General features: G+C 76.4%; 11 protein-coding genes. 7 read left to right on the top strand and 4 right to left on the bottom strand.

Annotated features, from left to right (window positions below):
- The 3 genes from hpnD to D7294_RS16520 all read left to right on the top strand — a co-directional run bounded on the left by hpnD (position 1) and on the right by D7294_RS16520 (position 3,812).
- Positions 1–930, top strand: a complete 930-nt coding sequence (hpnD, locus tag D7294_RS16530) for a presqualene diphosphate synthase HpnD (RefSeq protein WP_241562409.1) — start codon at positions 1–3, stop codon at positions 928–930.
- The gene (gene hpnE / locus D7294_RS16525; RefSeq protein ID WP_120680366.1) at positions 927–2,312 is read left to right on the top strand and encodes a hydroxysqualene dehydroxylase HpnE; all 1,386 of its coding nucleotides are present in this window, start codon (positions 927–929) and stop codon (positions 2,310–2,312) included. The genes hpnD and hpnE overlap by 4 nt, the downstream gene beginning before the upstream one ends.
- Positions 2,313–2,738: 426 nt before the next feature.
- A complete protein-coding gene (locus D7294_RS16520; RefSeq protein ID WP_241562408.1) occupies positions 2,739–3,812 on the top strand; it encodes a polyprenyl synthetase family protein in 1,074 nt (357 codons plus the stop codon).
- A gap of 73 nt (positions 3,813–3,885) precedes the next feature.
- Here the strand turns inward: D7294_RS16520 and D7294_RS16515 are convergent, their stop codons facing one another.
- From D7294_RS16515 to D7294_RS16505, 3 genes are all read right to left on the bottom strand, one after another.
- Positions 3,886–4,689 carry a tyrosine-protein phosphatase gene (locus D7294_RS16515; protein WP_120680364.1) on the bottom strand — a complete coding sequence of 268 codons (804 nt, stop codon included), beginning with the start codon at positions 4,687–4,689 and terminating at the stop codon, positions 3,886–3,888.
- Between the two features lie 94 nt (positions 4,690–4,783).
- Positions 4,784–6,397, bottom strand: a complete 1,614-nt coding sequence (locus tag D7294_RS16510) for an alpha-amylase family protein (protein ID WP_206619513.1) — start codon at positions 6,395–6,397, stop codon at positions 4,784–4,786.
- Positions 6,398–6,565: 168 nt separating this feature from the next.
- Entirely contained in the window at positions 6,566–8,146 is a 1,581-nt protein-coding gene (locus D7294_RS16505) for a class I adenylate-forming enzyme family protein (RefSeq protein ID WP_120680356.1), read from the bottom strand.
- Positions 8,147–8,296: 150 nt separating this feature from the next.
- Between D7294_RS16505 and D7294_RS16500 the strand changes: the two genes are divergently transcribed.
- The 4 genes from D7294_RS16500 to D7294_RS16485 are packed head-to-tail and all read left to right on the top strand — an operon-like array spanning position 8,297 to position 13,824.
- On the top strand, positions 8,297–9,907 hold the full coding sequence (locus tag D7294_RS16500; RefSeq protein WP_120680354.1) for an NAD(P)-binding domain-containing protein: 1,611 nt from the start codon (positions 8,297–8,299) through the stop codon (positions 9,905–9,907).
- A 7-nt stretch (positions 9,908–9,914) separates the two neighbouring features.
- Positions 9,915–11,006 carry an alpha-hydroxy acid oxidase gene (locus D7294_RS16495; protein WP_120680352.1) on the top strand — a complete coding sequence of 364 codons (1,092 nt, stop codon included), beginning with the start codon at positions 9,915–9,917 and terminating at the stop codon, positions 11,004–11,006.
- Positions 11,003–12,463 carry a cytochrome P450 gene (locus D7294_RS16490; RefSeq protein ID WP_120680350.1) on the top strand — a complete coding sequence of 487 codons (1,461 nt, stop codon included), beginning with the start codon at positions 11,003–11,005 and terminating at the stop codon, positions 12,461–12,463. The genes D7294_RS16495 and D7294_RS16490 overlap by 4 nt, the downstream gene beginning before the upstream one ends.
- On the top strand, positions 12,460–13,824 hold the full coding sequence (locus D7294_RS16485; RefSeq protein ID WP_120680348.1) for a cation:proton antiporter: 1,365 nt from the start codon (positions 12,460–12,462) through the stop codon (positions 13,822–13,824). The genes D7294_RS16490 and D7294_RS16485 overlap by 4 nt, the downstream gene beginning before the upstream one ends.
- A gap of 70 nt (positions 13,825–13,894) precedes the next feature.
- Here D7294_RS16485 and D7294_RS16480 read toward each other — a convergent pair whose 3' ends face one another.
- Positions 13,895–14,647, bottom strand: coding sequence for an FG-GAP repeat domain-containing protein (locus tag D7294_RS16480; protein ID WP_120680346.1), 753 nt, complete (start codon positions 14,645–14,647; stop codon positions 13,895–13,897).
- Positions 14,648–14,765 lie beyond the last annotated feature (118 nt).

The raw sequence follows: 14,765 nt of genomic DNA, 5'->3' as shown, positions 1-14,765 counted from the left end.
GTGACCGAGAGACCGCCCCTTTCCCCCGCCGTCGTCGCCGCCTACCGCTACTGCGAGGCCGTCTCCACCCAGCACGCGAGGAACTTCAGCTACGGCGTGCGCCTCATGCCCCCGGCCAAGCGGCAGCCGCTGTACGCCCTGTACGCCTTCGCCCGGCGCGTGGACGACATCGGCGACGGCGACCTGGGCACCGAGGCCAAGGAGGCCAGGCTGGCCGAGGCCCGCGCCCTGCTCGGGCGGGTCCGCGCGGGCGAGGTGCCCGAGGACGCCACCGACCCCGTGGCGGTGGCCCTCGGCGACGCCACCCGCCGCTTCCCCATCCCGGTCGACGGCCTCGACGAGCTGATCGACGGCGTGCTGATGGACGTGCGCGGCCACACCTACGAGACCTGGGAGGACCTGCGGCTGTACTGCCGCCGGGTGGCCGGGGTGGTGGGCAGGCTCTCGCTCGGGGTCTTCGGCACGCTCCCCGGCGTGCCGGACGCGGAACGCGCCCCCGAGTTCGCGGACACCCTCGGCCTCGCCCTCCAGCTCACGAACATCCTGCGCGACGTCCGGGAGGACGCCGCCCGCGGCCGTACCTACCTCCCGGCGGGGGAGCTGCGGACGTTCGGCTGCGAGGCCGTCGCCACCCGCGGCGCGCCGCCGCCTGGCGCCGACTTCGCCGGCCTCGTCAGGTTCCAGGCGGCCCGCGCCCGCCGGCTCTTCGCCGAGGGCTTCCGGCTGCTGCCCCAGCTCGACCGCCGCTCCGCCGCCTGCGTCGCGGCCATGGCCGGGATCTACCGCAGGCTGCTGGAACGCATCGCCGCCGACCCGCGGGCCGTGCTGCGCGGGCGGGTCTCGCTGCCTGCCCCGCAGAAGGTGCTGGTCGCCGTGCGCGGGCTCAGCGGCGTGGACGCCAGGCGGGTCGCCAGGCGGCAGCACCGGTGAGCGCCGCCCGCGGCCCCCGGCAGGCCGTGGTGATCGGCGGCGGCCTCGCCGGCATCACCGCGGCCCTCGCGCTGGCCGACCGCGGGCGCCGGGTCACCCTCGTCGAGACGCGCCCAAGGCTCGGCGGGCTCGCCTTCTCCTTCCGCCGCGACTCCCCGGCCGGGCCGCTCACCGTGGACAACGGGCAGCACGTCTACCTGCGCTGCTGCACCGCCTACCGGGGCCTGCTGCGGCGGATCGGCGGCAGCGCCCTCGCCCCGGTGCAGCCCAGGCTCGACGTGCCGGTGCTCGACGCCGCGGCCGGGCGGCTCGGCCGCATCCGCAGATCGGCGCTGCCGCCCGCCCCGCTGCACCTCGCGGCCAGCCTGGCCCGCTACCCGCACCTCACGCCGGGCGAACGGGCCGCCGCCGCCCGGGCCGTGCTCGGCCTGCGCCGCCTCGACCCGGCCGACCCCGCGCTGGACGAGCGGGACTTCGGCAGCTGGCTGCGCCGCCACGGGCAGAGCCCGGGGGCCGTGCACGCCCTGTGGGACCTGATCGGCGTGGCGACCCTGAACGCGCGCGCCGGGGACGTCTCCCTCGCCCTGGCGGCGATGGTCTTCCGCACCGGCCTGCTCACCAGCCCCGGCGCGGCGGACATCGGGCTGCCGCTGGTCCCGCTCGGCCGCCTGCACGACACCCTGGCGGGGGCCGCCCTGGAGCGGGCGGGCGTCCGGGTCCTGCGCGCCACCAGGGCGGCGCGGCTGCGCCCCGCGCCCGGCGGCGGCTGGCGGGTGGCGGTGCGCTCCCGGCACGGCACGCCGGGCGGCGCCCCCGGCGCGGGCGAGGCGGAGCTGAGCGCGCGGGACGTCGTGCTCGCCGTGCCGCAGCGCGCCGCGCACGCCCTGCTGCCGCCGGGCGCGCTGCCGGAACCGGACCGGCTGCTGCGCCTTGGCACCGCGCCGATCCTCAACGTGCACGTCGTCTACGACCGGCGGGTGCTGCCCGTGCCCTTCCTCGCGGCGATCCGCGGGCGGGTGCAGTGGGTCTTCGACCGCACCGGCCCCTCCGGGCTCCGCGCGGGCCAGTACCTGGCGCTGTCCCAGTCGGCGGCGGCCGAGGAGATCCACCTGCCCGCCGACGTGCTGCGCAAGCGCTACCTGGCCGAGCTGGCCGGGCTGCTGCCCGCCGCGGCCGGGGCCCGGGTGCGCGACTTCTTCGTCACCAGGGAGCGGGAGGCGACCTTCGCGCCCGCGCCCGGCACGGGCAGGCTGCGGCCGGGCCCGGTGACCCGGGCCGAGGGCCTCTACCTCGCCGGGGCGTGGACGGCCACCGGCTGGCCCGCCACGATGGAGGGCGCCGTGCGCAGCGGACTCGCCGCCGCCGGGGCGGCCACCCGATGAGCCCCCGCCACGCGCCGCCCCCGGGCCACCGGGCGAGCCCGGGCCGTCCGCCGCGCGCAGGCCGTCCGCCGCGCGCAGGCCGTCCGCCGCGCGCCGGCCGTCCGCCGCGTGCGGGACGTCCGGCGGCTCGCGCCGCCGCGCGCCCGGGTTCCGGCGTTCGCGTGCCGGGGCGCGTCGCGCACCGCCCCGTTCGGCGGCGCCGGGCGTGCGGCGGGCCGGGCCGTGCGGCAGGGTGGGGGCGGGCGCGCCGCCGGGCCCACCGCGCCGGTACCACCCCCGGGGGAGGGCGGGCGGACGGCCTGCCGCAGACTCGGAACAGCAGCCCACGGGCCAGGCCCGCGGGACCCCGGGGCAGGCACGCCGCGGCGCGCCGCCCCGGGCCGCGCCGGCCCCGCCGGCCGGAGAACATCGCATGAAGGAGAGCCCGTGAGCCCCGCAGACGCACAGCCAGAGCCCAGGACATGGGAGGCCGCCACGGCGCTCCTGGATCGGGCCAGGGCCCTCTCCGCGCCCGCGCTGCGCACCGCCGTGGGGCGGCTCGCCCCGCCGATGGACACCGTCGCCGCCTACCACTTCGGCTGGATCGACGCCGAGGGCCGCCCCACGGACGCCGACAGCGGCAAGGCGGTCCGCCCGGCGCTCGCGCTGCTGTCCGCCGAGGCCGCGGGGGCCGACCCCGAGGTCGGCGTGCCCGGCGCCGTCGCCGTGGAACTGGTGCACAACTTCTCGCTGCTGCACGACGATCTGATGGACGGGGACGAGCAGCGCAGGCACCGCGACACCGTCTGGAAGGTGCACGGCCCCGCCCAGGCCATCCTGGTCGGCGACGCGCTCTTCGCGCTCGCCGTGGAGACCATCCTCAGGGGCGGCACCACCCACGCGGCCCGCGCGGCCGGGCGGCTGGCCGCCGCGAGCCGCAAGCTCGTCGACGGGCAGGCCCAGGACATCGTCTTCGAGCACCGCGAGCGGGTCAGCGTCGCCGAGTGCCTGGAGATGGAGGGCAACAAGACCGGGGCGCTGCTCGCCTGCGCCGCCTCGATCGGCGCGGTGCTCGGCGGCGCCGACGAGCGGCTGGCCGACGCCCTCGACACCTTCGGCCACCACCTGGGCCTCGCCTTCCAGGCGGTCGACGACCTGCTGGGCATCTGGGGCGACCCCGGCACCACGGGCAAGCAGACCTGGAGCGACCTGCGGCAGCGCAAGAAGTCGCTTCCGGTCGTCGCCGCCCTGGCCGCCGGGGGAGCCGCGGCCGAGCGCCTCACCGCCCTGCTGACGGCGGACGTGAAGAAGTCGCAGGAGGAGTTCGACGACTTCGGCGAGGACGAGTTCGCCGAGCGCGCCGCGCTCATCGAGGAGGCGGGCGGGCGCCGCTGGACGACCGAGGAGGCGGCGCGCAGGCACCGCAGGGCCCTGGACGCGCTCGACGGCCTCGGCCTGCCGGGCGGCGTGCGCGAACGGTTCACCGCCCTGGCCGACTTCGTGGTCCTCCGCCAGAAGTAACCCCCCGCCGGGCCCCGGCCCCGGCGGCTGCCCGGTCCGCTGCCCCGCCGGGGACGCCGAAGGCCCGCGCGGCTCAGCGCTCGTCGAGCAGGCGGGATTGCAGCCGCTCGCGGCCGGCCGGGCCGAGGCCGAGGGCCTCGGTGAGGTAGCGGTCGACGCCGCCCCAGGTCTCGTCGATCTGGTCGAACGCCGCCCGCAGGTACTCGGCCCGCGCGTCGAAGAGCGGCGCCAGCAACGCGGCGAGTTCAGCGGGCGGTTCGCCGCCGCCCTCGCCCGCCCCGCGGCGCAGCGGGTAACGCCGGTGCGGCGCGTTGGACTCCACGTAGTCGGCGCCGATCGCCTCCCGGTCCACGCCCACGGCGAGCAGTACCAGGGCCGTGGTGAGCCCGGCGCGGTCCTTCCCCGCCGCGCAGTGCAGCAGCGCCGGGAGGGCGCCCTCGCTCAGCTCGCGCAGCACCCGCCCCAGCTCGGCCGTGCGGTGCAGCACGATCTCGCGGTAGGTGCGCAGCATGCGGCCGACCGCCTGGCCGCCGTCGAGCGCCGCCCGCAGCTCGGCGAGGCTGCCCTCGCGCACCAGCGCCCAGAACTCGGCGCCGTCCTCGGCCGCGGTCAGCGGGAGGCTCACCATCCGCACCCCGGGCAGCGCGGCGTCCTGGCCTTCGAGCGCCCGGTCGGCGGCGTTGCGGAAGTCGAAGACGGTGTGCAGGCCGAGCGAGGTGAGGAAGGCGCGGTCGGCCGCGGTGGCCTGCGCGAGGTGGCCGCTGCGGAAGAGCACCCCGTGGCGGACCCGGCGCCCGCCGGCGGCGGGCAGGCCGCCCAGGTCGCGGAAGTTGCGCACGCCGGCCAGGACGGGCTCGGCGGACTGCTGCTGCGTCAAGGGGAACCTCCTGCGCTCGTGGCCGCACCGGTCCCTCGACTGTACGGCGCGCGCCCCGCCGTGCCACGGGTCCGCGACGGCCGCGGCGGCGGGGTCACACGGGGAGCGGCCAGGCGCCCCACGGCTCGGACCAGTCGGTCAGCAGGGTGTGTTCCCCGGCGCGCCAGCGGCGCGGCGCCGTGGTGGTGAGCCAGTCGAGCGGCTCGATCCCGCCCGGCAGGCCGCCGTCCAGGGCGAGCCCGACCGCGGCCGACAGGTCCGCGTCCGTGCGCGCGGTGCGGGCCGCGGGGTCCACCGAGACGAACAGGGCGGTGCCCGAGCGGGCGACCAGGTCGAGGAAGCGGCGGTTGAGCTCCCAGTCGGTGCCGGGCGTGCAGGGCACGCAGTCGGCGTCCACGGCGTACAGGCGCCCGTGCTGGGCCAGGCGGAACGCCAGGGTGTTGACGCCCATGCGCCGGGTCCGCTCCCAGGTCCGGCCCGAGGTGTCGTCCCCGGTGCGCTGGACGTGGACCAGCCCGGCGGCCAGGTGGCCCACGGTGTTGCAGCCGATGAGCAGGGCGCCGTCCGCCGCCCGGGCGAGCGCGCGGTAGAAGTCCACCAGGACCTCGGCGCTGGTGCGGCGCCGGTCGGCGAGCGCGAGGCCGGGCCGGGCGAGTTCGGGCGGACCGCCCGGGCGGGCGAAGCGGCCGAAGAAGTCGTGGCTGCTGAAGTCGTGCTTGATCAGCTCGAAGCCCCAGGAGCGGAAGCGGGCCACGTCCTCGGCCACCGCCGCCACCGCGGCCGGGAGGGAGGGGTCGAGCGGGTGGCCGCCGTCGAGGACGGCGGGCGAGGGCGTGGCCGCGGTGCGCACCCGGCTGAGCAGCGGCCGGAACCACAGCCCTGGGCGGGCCCCCGTCGCGGCGACGGCCGCGGCCAGCCCCGGCATGTCGTCGAAGACGCCGGGCAGGCCACGGTCCCACGGCCCGCCGGGGGCGCTGCCGCCGCCCTCGGTCCAGCCGTCGTCGATCACGCAGTACGGCCGCACCTGGTGCCCGCCGGCGAACTCCACGATCGTGCGGGCGTCCCGCAGCACCGCCTCGGGGCCGAAGCCCCGGCCGTAGGCGTAGTACCAGTTGTTGCAGCCGACGACGGGCCCGCCGGGCGGCAGCGGGTCGGGGGACATGGCCGCGCACAGCTCGCCGAGGGCGGCGAAGGGGCGCTCCCCGGTGTCGAGGGCGAGCACCGTGGCGGCCTCGATCGCGCGCTCGCCCGGCAGCACGGGCTGCCCGCCCGCCCGCAGGTCGAGCCACAGGCTGACGCCGTCCTCGTCCACCGTCCAGGAGCACAGGGCCCCGGGGCGGGTGCGCACGCCCATGCCCGTGGTGCGGCCGCCGCCGGGATCGTGCGCCAGCCAGTACCAGGGCAGCACCCGCTCCGGCTGGAGGTGGCGCCACTGCAGGTCGCCGTAGGAACGCTCCCAGGCGTCCCCCAGCACCAGCGCGGCGGGCGCGACGCCGCCGGGCCAGCGCAGGACGACCCGGGAGAGCCCGGCCCGGCCGGCCCGGGCCAGGACCCGCAGGCCGGGGGCGCCGCCGGAGGCCGCCTCGACGGTGACCAGCGCGCCCGCCGCCTCGAAGCGGCCCCCGGCGGGCGAGGTGGCCCGCCGCAACGGGCCGTCGTCCGCGGCCAGGTGGACCGAGGCGGGCGGTTCCGGAGTGGTGACGGGCATCGGCGCTCTCCTGGCGGTCGCGGCGCGGGGCGGGCTGCGGGCTCACGTTCTCACGGCCGCACGGCCGCACGGCCGCGGGACCGGGACCTCGGTCGCGGAACCCGCCCCGGGGCGGCGCCGTCCTGCCTGCCCCGCCCCCGGTGCGGGGGCGGGGCAGGCGGCGCGGGGTCAGGCGCGGGCGGGGCGGACCCGGGCGAGCAGGGCGCGTTTGTCCGGCTTGCCGCTGGGGGCGACGGGCACCTCGTCGAGCAGCGTGATCGTGGCCGGCACGCTCCCCTCGCCGAGCTCGGCGGCCACGTGCGCCCGCAGCGCCGCCACGTCGGGGGCGCGGCCCGCGGCCGGGACGACGAAGGCGTGCGCCGCCTCCCCGGTCCGCTCGTCCGGCGCCCCCACCACATAGGCGGCGTCCACGTCCCCGTGCCCGGCGAGGGCCCCCTCGATCGCCCCCGCGTAGTGGACGATCGCGTTGATGATGATCACGTCGCGGGCGCGGCCGGTCAGGTACAGGTAGCCGCGTTCGTCCAGCCGCCCGACGTCGCGGGTGCACACCCAGCCCTCCCGCAGCACCTCCGCGGTCTGCCCGGCGTCGCCCAGGTAGCCGGAGAACGCGCCCTCGGTCCGCGCCCAGACGATCCCGGTCTGCCCGGCGGGCAGCGGGTTTCCGGCGCGGTCGCGGACGCTCAGCTCCACCCCGACCCAGGGGCGGCCGACCGAGGAGCGCACCTCGCGCGGTCCCGCGGCCAGTTCTGCGGGGGTCAGCAGGGTCAGCATGCCGGTCTCGGTCTGCCCGTACCCCTGGTGGACGGCGCCGCCGAGCCGCTCCACCGCCTCGGCCATCCGGTGCGGCGTCAGGGGCGAGCCGGAGACGATCAGCACCCGCAGGCTGCCGGTGTCCACGGGCCGGCGGCGCAGCGTGTCCAGCACGTGGTGGAGCCTGGGCACGGTCAGCAGGCAGGCCGTGATCCTCTGGCGCGCGAAGACCTCGGGGAAGTCGAGCGGCTCCTCGGGGATGACGGCCGTGCCGCCGCCGAGCAGGCAGACGGCGAGGTGCTCGAACATCACGGCGCTGGTCAGGGTGCCGAAGAGCAGGAAACGGCCGTAGTTTGCGGCGAGTTCGGCGGTGCGCGCGGTCCAGCGGGCGGGCTGCCAGGACCAGTTCGCGTCAAGGGAACGGAAGGTCTGGGCGCAGCCCTTGGGGTTTCCGGTGCTGCCGCTGGTGAGGTTGACCAGGGCGATGTCCTCGGGCCTGCCCCGCGGCACCAGTTCCGCCTCAGGCAGGGGCGCGGCGGACAGCAGCCCGGTGTCCAGGCCGAGCAGCGGCCGCCCGGCCGCGGCCGCGCGCAGCCCCGGCCGTGCGTCCGCGTCGTCGGTGACCACCGCGTCCACCTCCCCGCCGAGCACGTGGGCGAGTTGCCCCGGGGTGAGCCCGGGGCGCAGCCCGATCACCCGGCAGCCGAGCAGCAGGGCCGCCATCTGGGCGGCGAAGCCGGCCGGGGTGACCCCGGTGGCCAGCGCCACCGTGCGGCCGGGGCCGAGGCCGGCGGCGCGCAGGCCGCCCGCGCAGCGCCGGATCAGTCCGAGCAGCTCGGCCCGGGTGACCTCGCGGCCGCGGAATTCGAACGCGGGCGCCCCGGGCCGGGCGAGGAGCTCGTCGATGAGGGGGCGGGGAAACGGCGCACCGCCCGGGTGCGCGCCGGCCGCGTCCCGGCCCCGGGGGCCGGTCGCCGTGCCGTCTGCCGTGTGGGTCACGGAAACTCCACTTCTGCCGGACTGCTGCCGGCTTCAGCCGATGCGGAAGGTGAACTCGCCTTTCCCGAGGCGCCGTTGAACCAGGAGCCCCACGAGTTCGTAGTACTGGCTGAAGTGGATTCGAACGTCACTGTTGTACCTCAGGAGAGGATGACTGTGCACTCTGAGCCCCACACCTACCTGGTCGTCGGCGCCGGCCCCGCCGGCCTGCAGCTCGGCCAGCATCTCCAGGCCGCCGGGCACGACTACCGCATCCTGGAGGGCGGCGCCGTCCCCGGCGCGTTCTTCGCCACCTTCCCCCGCCACCGCACGCTCATTTCGAACAACAAGGTCCACACGGGCCGCAGCGACCCCGAGTTCAACCTGCGCATGGACTGGAACTCGCTGCTGTCCGACGGCCCGGGCGAACAGGACCTGCGCTTCACCCGCTACAGCAGGGAGTACTTCCCGAAGGCCGACGACTTCTGCCGCTACCTCGCGGACTACGCCGCCGCGTTCGGCCTCGACATCGCCTACGACACGAGGGTGACCCGCATCCGCCGGGAGGGCGGGGCCGACGGCGAGTTCGTCGCCACCGACCAGCGCGGCACCGAGCACCGCGCCCGCCGCCTGGTGATGGCCACCGGCGTCAGCCGCCCCTACCTGCCGCCCGTGCCCGGCATCGAGGACTGCGAGCTGTACCCCACCGTCTCCGTGGACCCCGAGGACTTCATCGACCAGCGCGTCCTGATCCTCGGCCGGGGCAACTCCGCCTTCGAGACGGCCGACAACCTCATCCCCACCGCGGCGGTCATCCACGTGGCCGGCCCCGGCTCGCTGAAGCTGGCCTGGCGCACCCACTACGTGGGCCACCTGCGCGCGGTGAACAACAACTTCCTCGACACCTACCAGCTGAAGTCGCAGAACGCCCTGCTCGACGGGCACGTCAGGTCCATCGAGAAGCGGGACGGCGGCTACCTGGTGCGCTTCGCCTTCAGCCGGGCCGACGAGCTGGTCAAGGAGCTGCGCTACGACCGGGTGATCGTCTGCACCGGCTTCCGCTTCGACGCCTCCCTCTTCGACGAGGAGTGCCGCCCGGAACTCGTCATCAACGACCGCTTCCCGGCCATGACCGAGGCCTACGAGTCGGTCAACCAGCCCGGCCTCTACTTCGCCGGGACGCTGATGCAGCAGCGGGACTTCAAGAAGTCGACCAGCGGCTTCATCCACGGCTACCGGTACGGCGTCCGGGCGCTGTCGCGCATCCTCGGCCTCCGCCACCACGAACGCGCCTGGCCCCACCAGGAGCTGAAGACCGACCCGCAGGCGCTGACCGACGCCGTGATCGCGCGGGTCAACCGCAGCTCCGCGCTGTGGCAGCAGTTCGGCGTCATCGGCGACCTGATCACCCACGCGCCGGGCGGGCAGGTGCGCTACCACGAGGAGGTGCCCGTCGACTACGCCCACCGGGGGCCGCTCACCCGGGAGGGCACCTACTACACCATCACCCTGGAGTACGGGCCCGAGCACGACAAGGTGGACCCGTTCGACATCACCGTGCGCAGGATCGCGCAGAACTCCCCGGGCGAGGCCCACGACGCCAGCTACCTGCACCCGGTCGTCCGCCACTTCGCGCGGGGGGAGTTGCTCGGCGTGCACCACCTGGCCGAGAACCTGGAGAACGAGTGGGACGACCCGGACGTGCACGAGGCGCCGCTCACCGGGTTCTTCGCCGCCGCGGAGGAACGGACGGCGAGGGCCGGCGCGCGAGCCGACGGGTGAGGCGGCCATGCTGAACCTCAGGGAGTTCGAGGCCGCGGCGCGCGCCGTGCTCGACCCGGCCCACGCCGACTACTTCGCCGGCGGCGCGGGCGACGAGCTCACCCTGCGGGCGAACGAGGAGGCGTTCGCCCGGCTCAGGCTGCTGCCCCGGGTGCTCCGCGGCGGCGGGAAGCAGGATCTGGCGGTCACCCTCCTGGGCAGCCGGGCCGCCCTGCCGATCCTCATCTCGCCCACCGCGTTCCACAAACTCGCCCACCCCGAGGGCGAGTTGGCCACCGCCAGGGCGGCCGCCGCCGCGGGCGCCATCATGATCGCCAGCATGGCGGCCACCACGTCGGTCGGCGACATCGCCGCCGCCGCCAGGACCGGGGCGCCCGACGGGGCGCCGCTGTGGTTCCAGCTGTACATCCAGCCCGACCTGGAGTTCACCGAGATCCTGGTCCGCCGGGCCGAGGAGGCCGGCTGCGAGGCCCTGGTCGTCACCGTCGACTCGCCCGCGCGGGGGGCGCACGAACGCGACCGGCGCAACGGCTTCACGGATCTGCCGGACGGGCTGTGCTGCGAGAACCTCAGGGACCCCAGGACGGGCCGCGTCCTCCCGATTGTCATGTCCCCGGAGATCACCTGGTGGCACGTGGACTGGCTGCGCCGCACCACCTCGCTCCCGCTCGTGCTCAAGGGCGTCCTGCACCCCGAGGACGCCGGAATCGCCCTGCGGCACGGCGTGGACGGGCTGCTGCTCTCCAACCACGGCGGGCGCCAGCTGGACGGCGTCCCGGCCACCGTCGAGCTGCTGCCCGAGATCGTGGCGGCGGTCGAGGGCCGCATCCCGGTGATCCTGGACGGCGGCGTGCGGCGCGGCACGGACGTCGCCAAGGCCCTCGCGCTCGGCGCCGCCGCCGTGGGCGTGGGCCGGCCGGTGCTGTGGGGCCTGGCCGTGGACGGCGAGCGGGGCGTCGGGCAGGTCCTCGAACTGCTCAGGGAGGAGCTCGACCACACCCTCACCCTGCTGGGCGTGGGCGGCCTGCCGGGACTCACCCCGGGCCACGTCCGCCCGGCCCCCGCCGCGGGCGCCGTCCCTCCCGGGGCCGAGCGGTGAGCGGGCCGCAGTGGGCGGCCGGCGCGACGCTCGCCCTGCTCCTCCTCGCCACCCTGCCCTACTGGCTGCCGCCCGCGGTGGTCGCGCTCCGCGTGCGGATCTTCGCCTGGGTGGGCGGGGAGGAGGGCCTGCCGGTCCCGGGACGCCGCGTCCCCGCCGCGGAGTTCAAGCAGGTGTACGGGCATCCCGCGGCCAACGGCCGCAGCCGCGGGGCGGCCCTGTCCGACCTGTTCTGGTACTGGCTCTCGCCCGGGCCCGAGGTGCACCAGGAGCACCTGGAGCCGGGTCCTCGCTACGACGACGTCGCCCGCACCACCCGGCGCATCCTCGCCGGCCTCGACCGCGCCCAGTGGGCCGAGCTCGTCGCCAGGTGCACCCGGCGCGTGCTCGCCGAACTCGACGAGCCGCCCGGCGCGGCGGGCGCCCCGCGCCCGGGCCGCGCGGGGGTGCGGCGGGTCAGGCTGCGCGACCTGACCATGCCGGTGTGGGCCGAGGTCTACTACGAGCTGGTCTTCCGCGAGCCCTGCCCCCGGCACGTCAGGGACCTCATCGTGGGCAACGCCGACGACGTGGTCAGCGCCCTGAAGTGCACCAGCCTGCGGCACATGGACCGCCGCGCCCGGCTCACCCGCTACCTGCGGGAACGGCTGGACGCGGGCGGGCTCCCCGTGCCGCTGCCCACCACGCTCACCCGCGAGGAGCAGGCGTACTACCTGCAGGGCACCTTCTTCAACACGGCCGTCGTGCAGATGTCGGAGGGCATGGCCCACCTGCTGCTCGCCATCGCCACCCACCCCGAGGTGCGCGAGCGGCTGCTCGCCGACCCGGGCGACGAGGAGTACCTGGACCACGTCGTCAACGAAACCCTCAGGCTCTACCCGCTGTTCGGCGTCGCCCACCGGATCACCTCGGCGGAGATCCCGCGCGGGGACCGCGAACCCGTGCCCGCCGGGACCGTCCTGCTGTTCAACTACCCCGGCTACCAGGGGGCGGACCCGGCCACCGACGACCGCTTCGACCCGGAGCGCTGGCGGCGGCCCGAGGACAAGCCCACCCACTTCATCCCCTTCGGCGTCACCGCCAACCGGCCCTGCCCGGCCCGCGGTTTCGCGACCCTCACCATGCGCGTCGCCGCCCGCGAGATCCTGCTGCGCTACCGCCCCTACTCCTCGGCGAGCCACAGCAGGTCCCTGCCCAGCCGCGGCCCCTGCCTCCTGGTGGCCCGCGAGGGCGGCCCCGCCTTCGGCCCCTGGCGCAGGACCGCGCGGCTGGCCCTGATGCGGCTGGGGGACCGGTGGGCGGGCGTGCCCCGCAGCGTCACCCAGCTGGTGCTCGGCACCTACATGGTCAGGGACGCCAGGCGCCGGCAGCTGTGCCAACGCTACTTCGACGCATCACGCGGCCCGCACGGTCCCGGCGGCGACGCGGATGCCCTCGCAAAGGAGCAGGCCCGTTGACTCCCGACGAACTCGCCCCCCGCTTCTTCGCCGCCGCCGTGGTGATCCTGGTGGTCTGCCGCCTGGTCAGCATGGCCTTCGCCCGGCTCGGACAGCCCTACGTCGTCGGCGAGATGATCGCCGGCGTGCTGCTCGGCCCCTCCCTGCTCGGCACGGTCGCGCCGGACGTCTCCGACGCGATCTTCCCCTCCGAACTCGTCCCCGTCATCTACATCGGCGGGCAGATCGGCCTGGTGGCCCTCATGCTCCACGTGGGCTACGAGTTCCGCTCCCGCGCGAGCAGCAGCATGGTCGGCTCGGCGATGGCCATCTCCGTCGCCGGCATGCTCGTGCCGATCGCCGGCGGCGTCGGGCTGGCCATGGCCGCGCACGGGCACGTCGACATCTTCGTGGACGGGGTCTCCGCCTGGGTGACCGCCGCCTTCGTCGGCGTCGCCCTGGCCGTCACCGCCTTCCCGATGCTCGCCAGGATCATCACCGAACGCGGCCTGTCGGGAACCAGGTACGGCTCCCTCTCGCTGGCCTCGGGCGCAAGCGACGACGCCGCCGCCTGGCTGATGCTGGCCGGGGTGGTGAGCGTGGCCTCGGGCGAGGCGCGGCACGTGCTGATCGCCGTCGGCGGCACCCTGCTGTTCGCCCTCGCCCTGTTCTTCGTGGTCAGGCACTTCCTCGCCTGGGTCCTGGACCGCCCCGGCATCAGCGAGGACACCCGGGTGCTGGTCACCGTCGCCGTGCTGTTCTGCGCCGCCTGGTTCACCGACGAGATCCAGCTGTACTCGGTGTTCGGCGCCTTCTGCGTCGGCCTTTCCATGCCGCAGAACGCCGCCGCCGACCGGGTCGTCCACACCGTCCACTCGATGACGCGGGTGGTCTTCCTGCCGATGTTCTTCACCTACTCCGGCCTGCGCACCGAGTTCAACGTCTTCTCGGAGCCCACGGTGCTGCTGTTCGGGGCGGGCGCGGTCCTGGTCGCGGTGGGCGGGAAGTTCGGCGGCTGCTGGGCCGCGGCCAGGTGGCGCGGCGAGCCGCCCGCGGTCGCCGTCCGGGTGGGCACCCTGATGAACGCCCGCGGCCTGATGCAGCTCATCGCGCTGAACATCGGCCTGGACGCCGGCATCGTCAACCGCACGATGTTCGCCGCCCTCGTCCTGGTCGCGCTGGTGACCACGGTGATGACCTCGCCCGTCCTGGAGTGGCTCGACCGCCGCGACCCGGCAGGAAAGGCGGTGGGGGACCCGGCGGTTGAGGCCGGGGCCCGCCGATCGGGCCCCGCGGGCCCGCCGGGGCGCGCCCGGGAGGCGGCGGAGCCCGCCGCGGAGGCGGACGAGCAGGAGAGGCGCGACCCGACCCCGCTGCCCTGAGCCGGCCGCGGGCCGCCCCCCACCCGGTGGCGGCCCGCGCGCTCCTGCCGCCGCGCCCGCCCCGCCCGGGTCAGCCGCCCGACTCCTCGCAGGCCGGAAGGAAGGAGGGCAGGCCGGGCTCGGGCATGTTGCGCGGCGTGGGGTCGCCGGTCTGCTCGGCCATGACGGTGTACTCCTGGAGGATCTCGCCGGTCAGCTCCCCGAGCCCGTCCTCCGCTTCCCCAAGACGCGCCTCGGTCTCGTAGACGCCGTCGCCCGCGTAGACGAAGGCGGCCAGGTCCGGGTAGCGGTCGTGGTTGTAGTCGGCGACGGCGATGCCCCGGGTCTCGCCGAGGTCCAGCTCCCGGGAACGCTGCCCGCGGCCCTCCCGGGAAAAGGGCCCGAACCTCAGCTCGGCCACCCGCGGCTCGATCGGGTCGTCGCCCTGCCACTCGCCGGTCGCGACCGCCACCAGGTCGAACCAGCCGTCGCCGTCGAAGTCCGCCACGGCCGCCATGGTCTCGTCCTCGCCGGAACCGCCGACGAGCCGCCCGGCCCCGGCCTCCGGGCCCTCGCCCGACTCCGCGCCGAAGCGGATGCGCAGCCCCGTCCCGGCGCCCGAGGGATCCAGGACCCGGTCGGCCAGGCCGTCGGCGTCCAGGTCGGCGACGAGCTCCCCGGAGGCGGTCACGCACGGCTCCACCGCGGGCCCGCCCTCCGGCACCTCGGGCGGCGAGTCCTCCCCGCAGCCCGCCACCGCCCCCAGCGCGGCCAGGGCGGCGGCCCCCGCGACGGTCCGGCCCAGCCGCCGGCTCCACGGCGTGATGCGCCCGTTGCCTGTCATGCGAGGTGAGACGCCTGACAACGGCCCCCGGTTGCCCGCGGGCCGGCGCGGAGGCCGCCGCGGGCGCCGGGAGGGCGGCGCCGGGAAATGTGTCGACCCGCCGCGGCGGCGGGCCGTA

This window comes from Streptomyces hoynatensis (assembly GCF_003626535.1).
Lineage (GTDB): Bacteria > Actinomycetota > Actinomycetes > Streptomycetales > Streptomycetaceae > Streptomyces > Streptomyces hoynatensis.
This window is presented reverse-complemented; position numbering and strand designations above follow the sequence as displayed.

Excerpts from the sequence above, each read along its gene's own strand:
- D7294_RS16495 (WP_120680352.1), top strand. The coding sequence starts at position 9,915 with ATGCTGAACCTCAGGGAGTTCGAGGCCGCGGCGCGCGCCGTGCTCGAC.
- D7294_RS16510 (WP_206619513.1), bottom strand. The coding sequence starts at position 6,397 with ATGCCCGTCACCACTCCGGAACCGCCCGCCTCGGTCCACCTGGCCGCG.
- D7294_RS16480 (WP_120680346.1), bottom strand. The coding sequence starts at position 14,647 with ATGACAGGCAACGGGCGCATCACGCCGTGGAGCCGGCGGCTGGGCCGG.
- D7294_RS16500 (WP_120680354.1), top strand. The coding sequence starts at position 8,297 with ATGACTGTGCACTCTGAGCCCCACACCTACCTGGTCGTCGGCGCCGGC.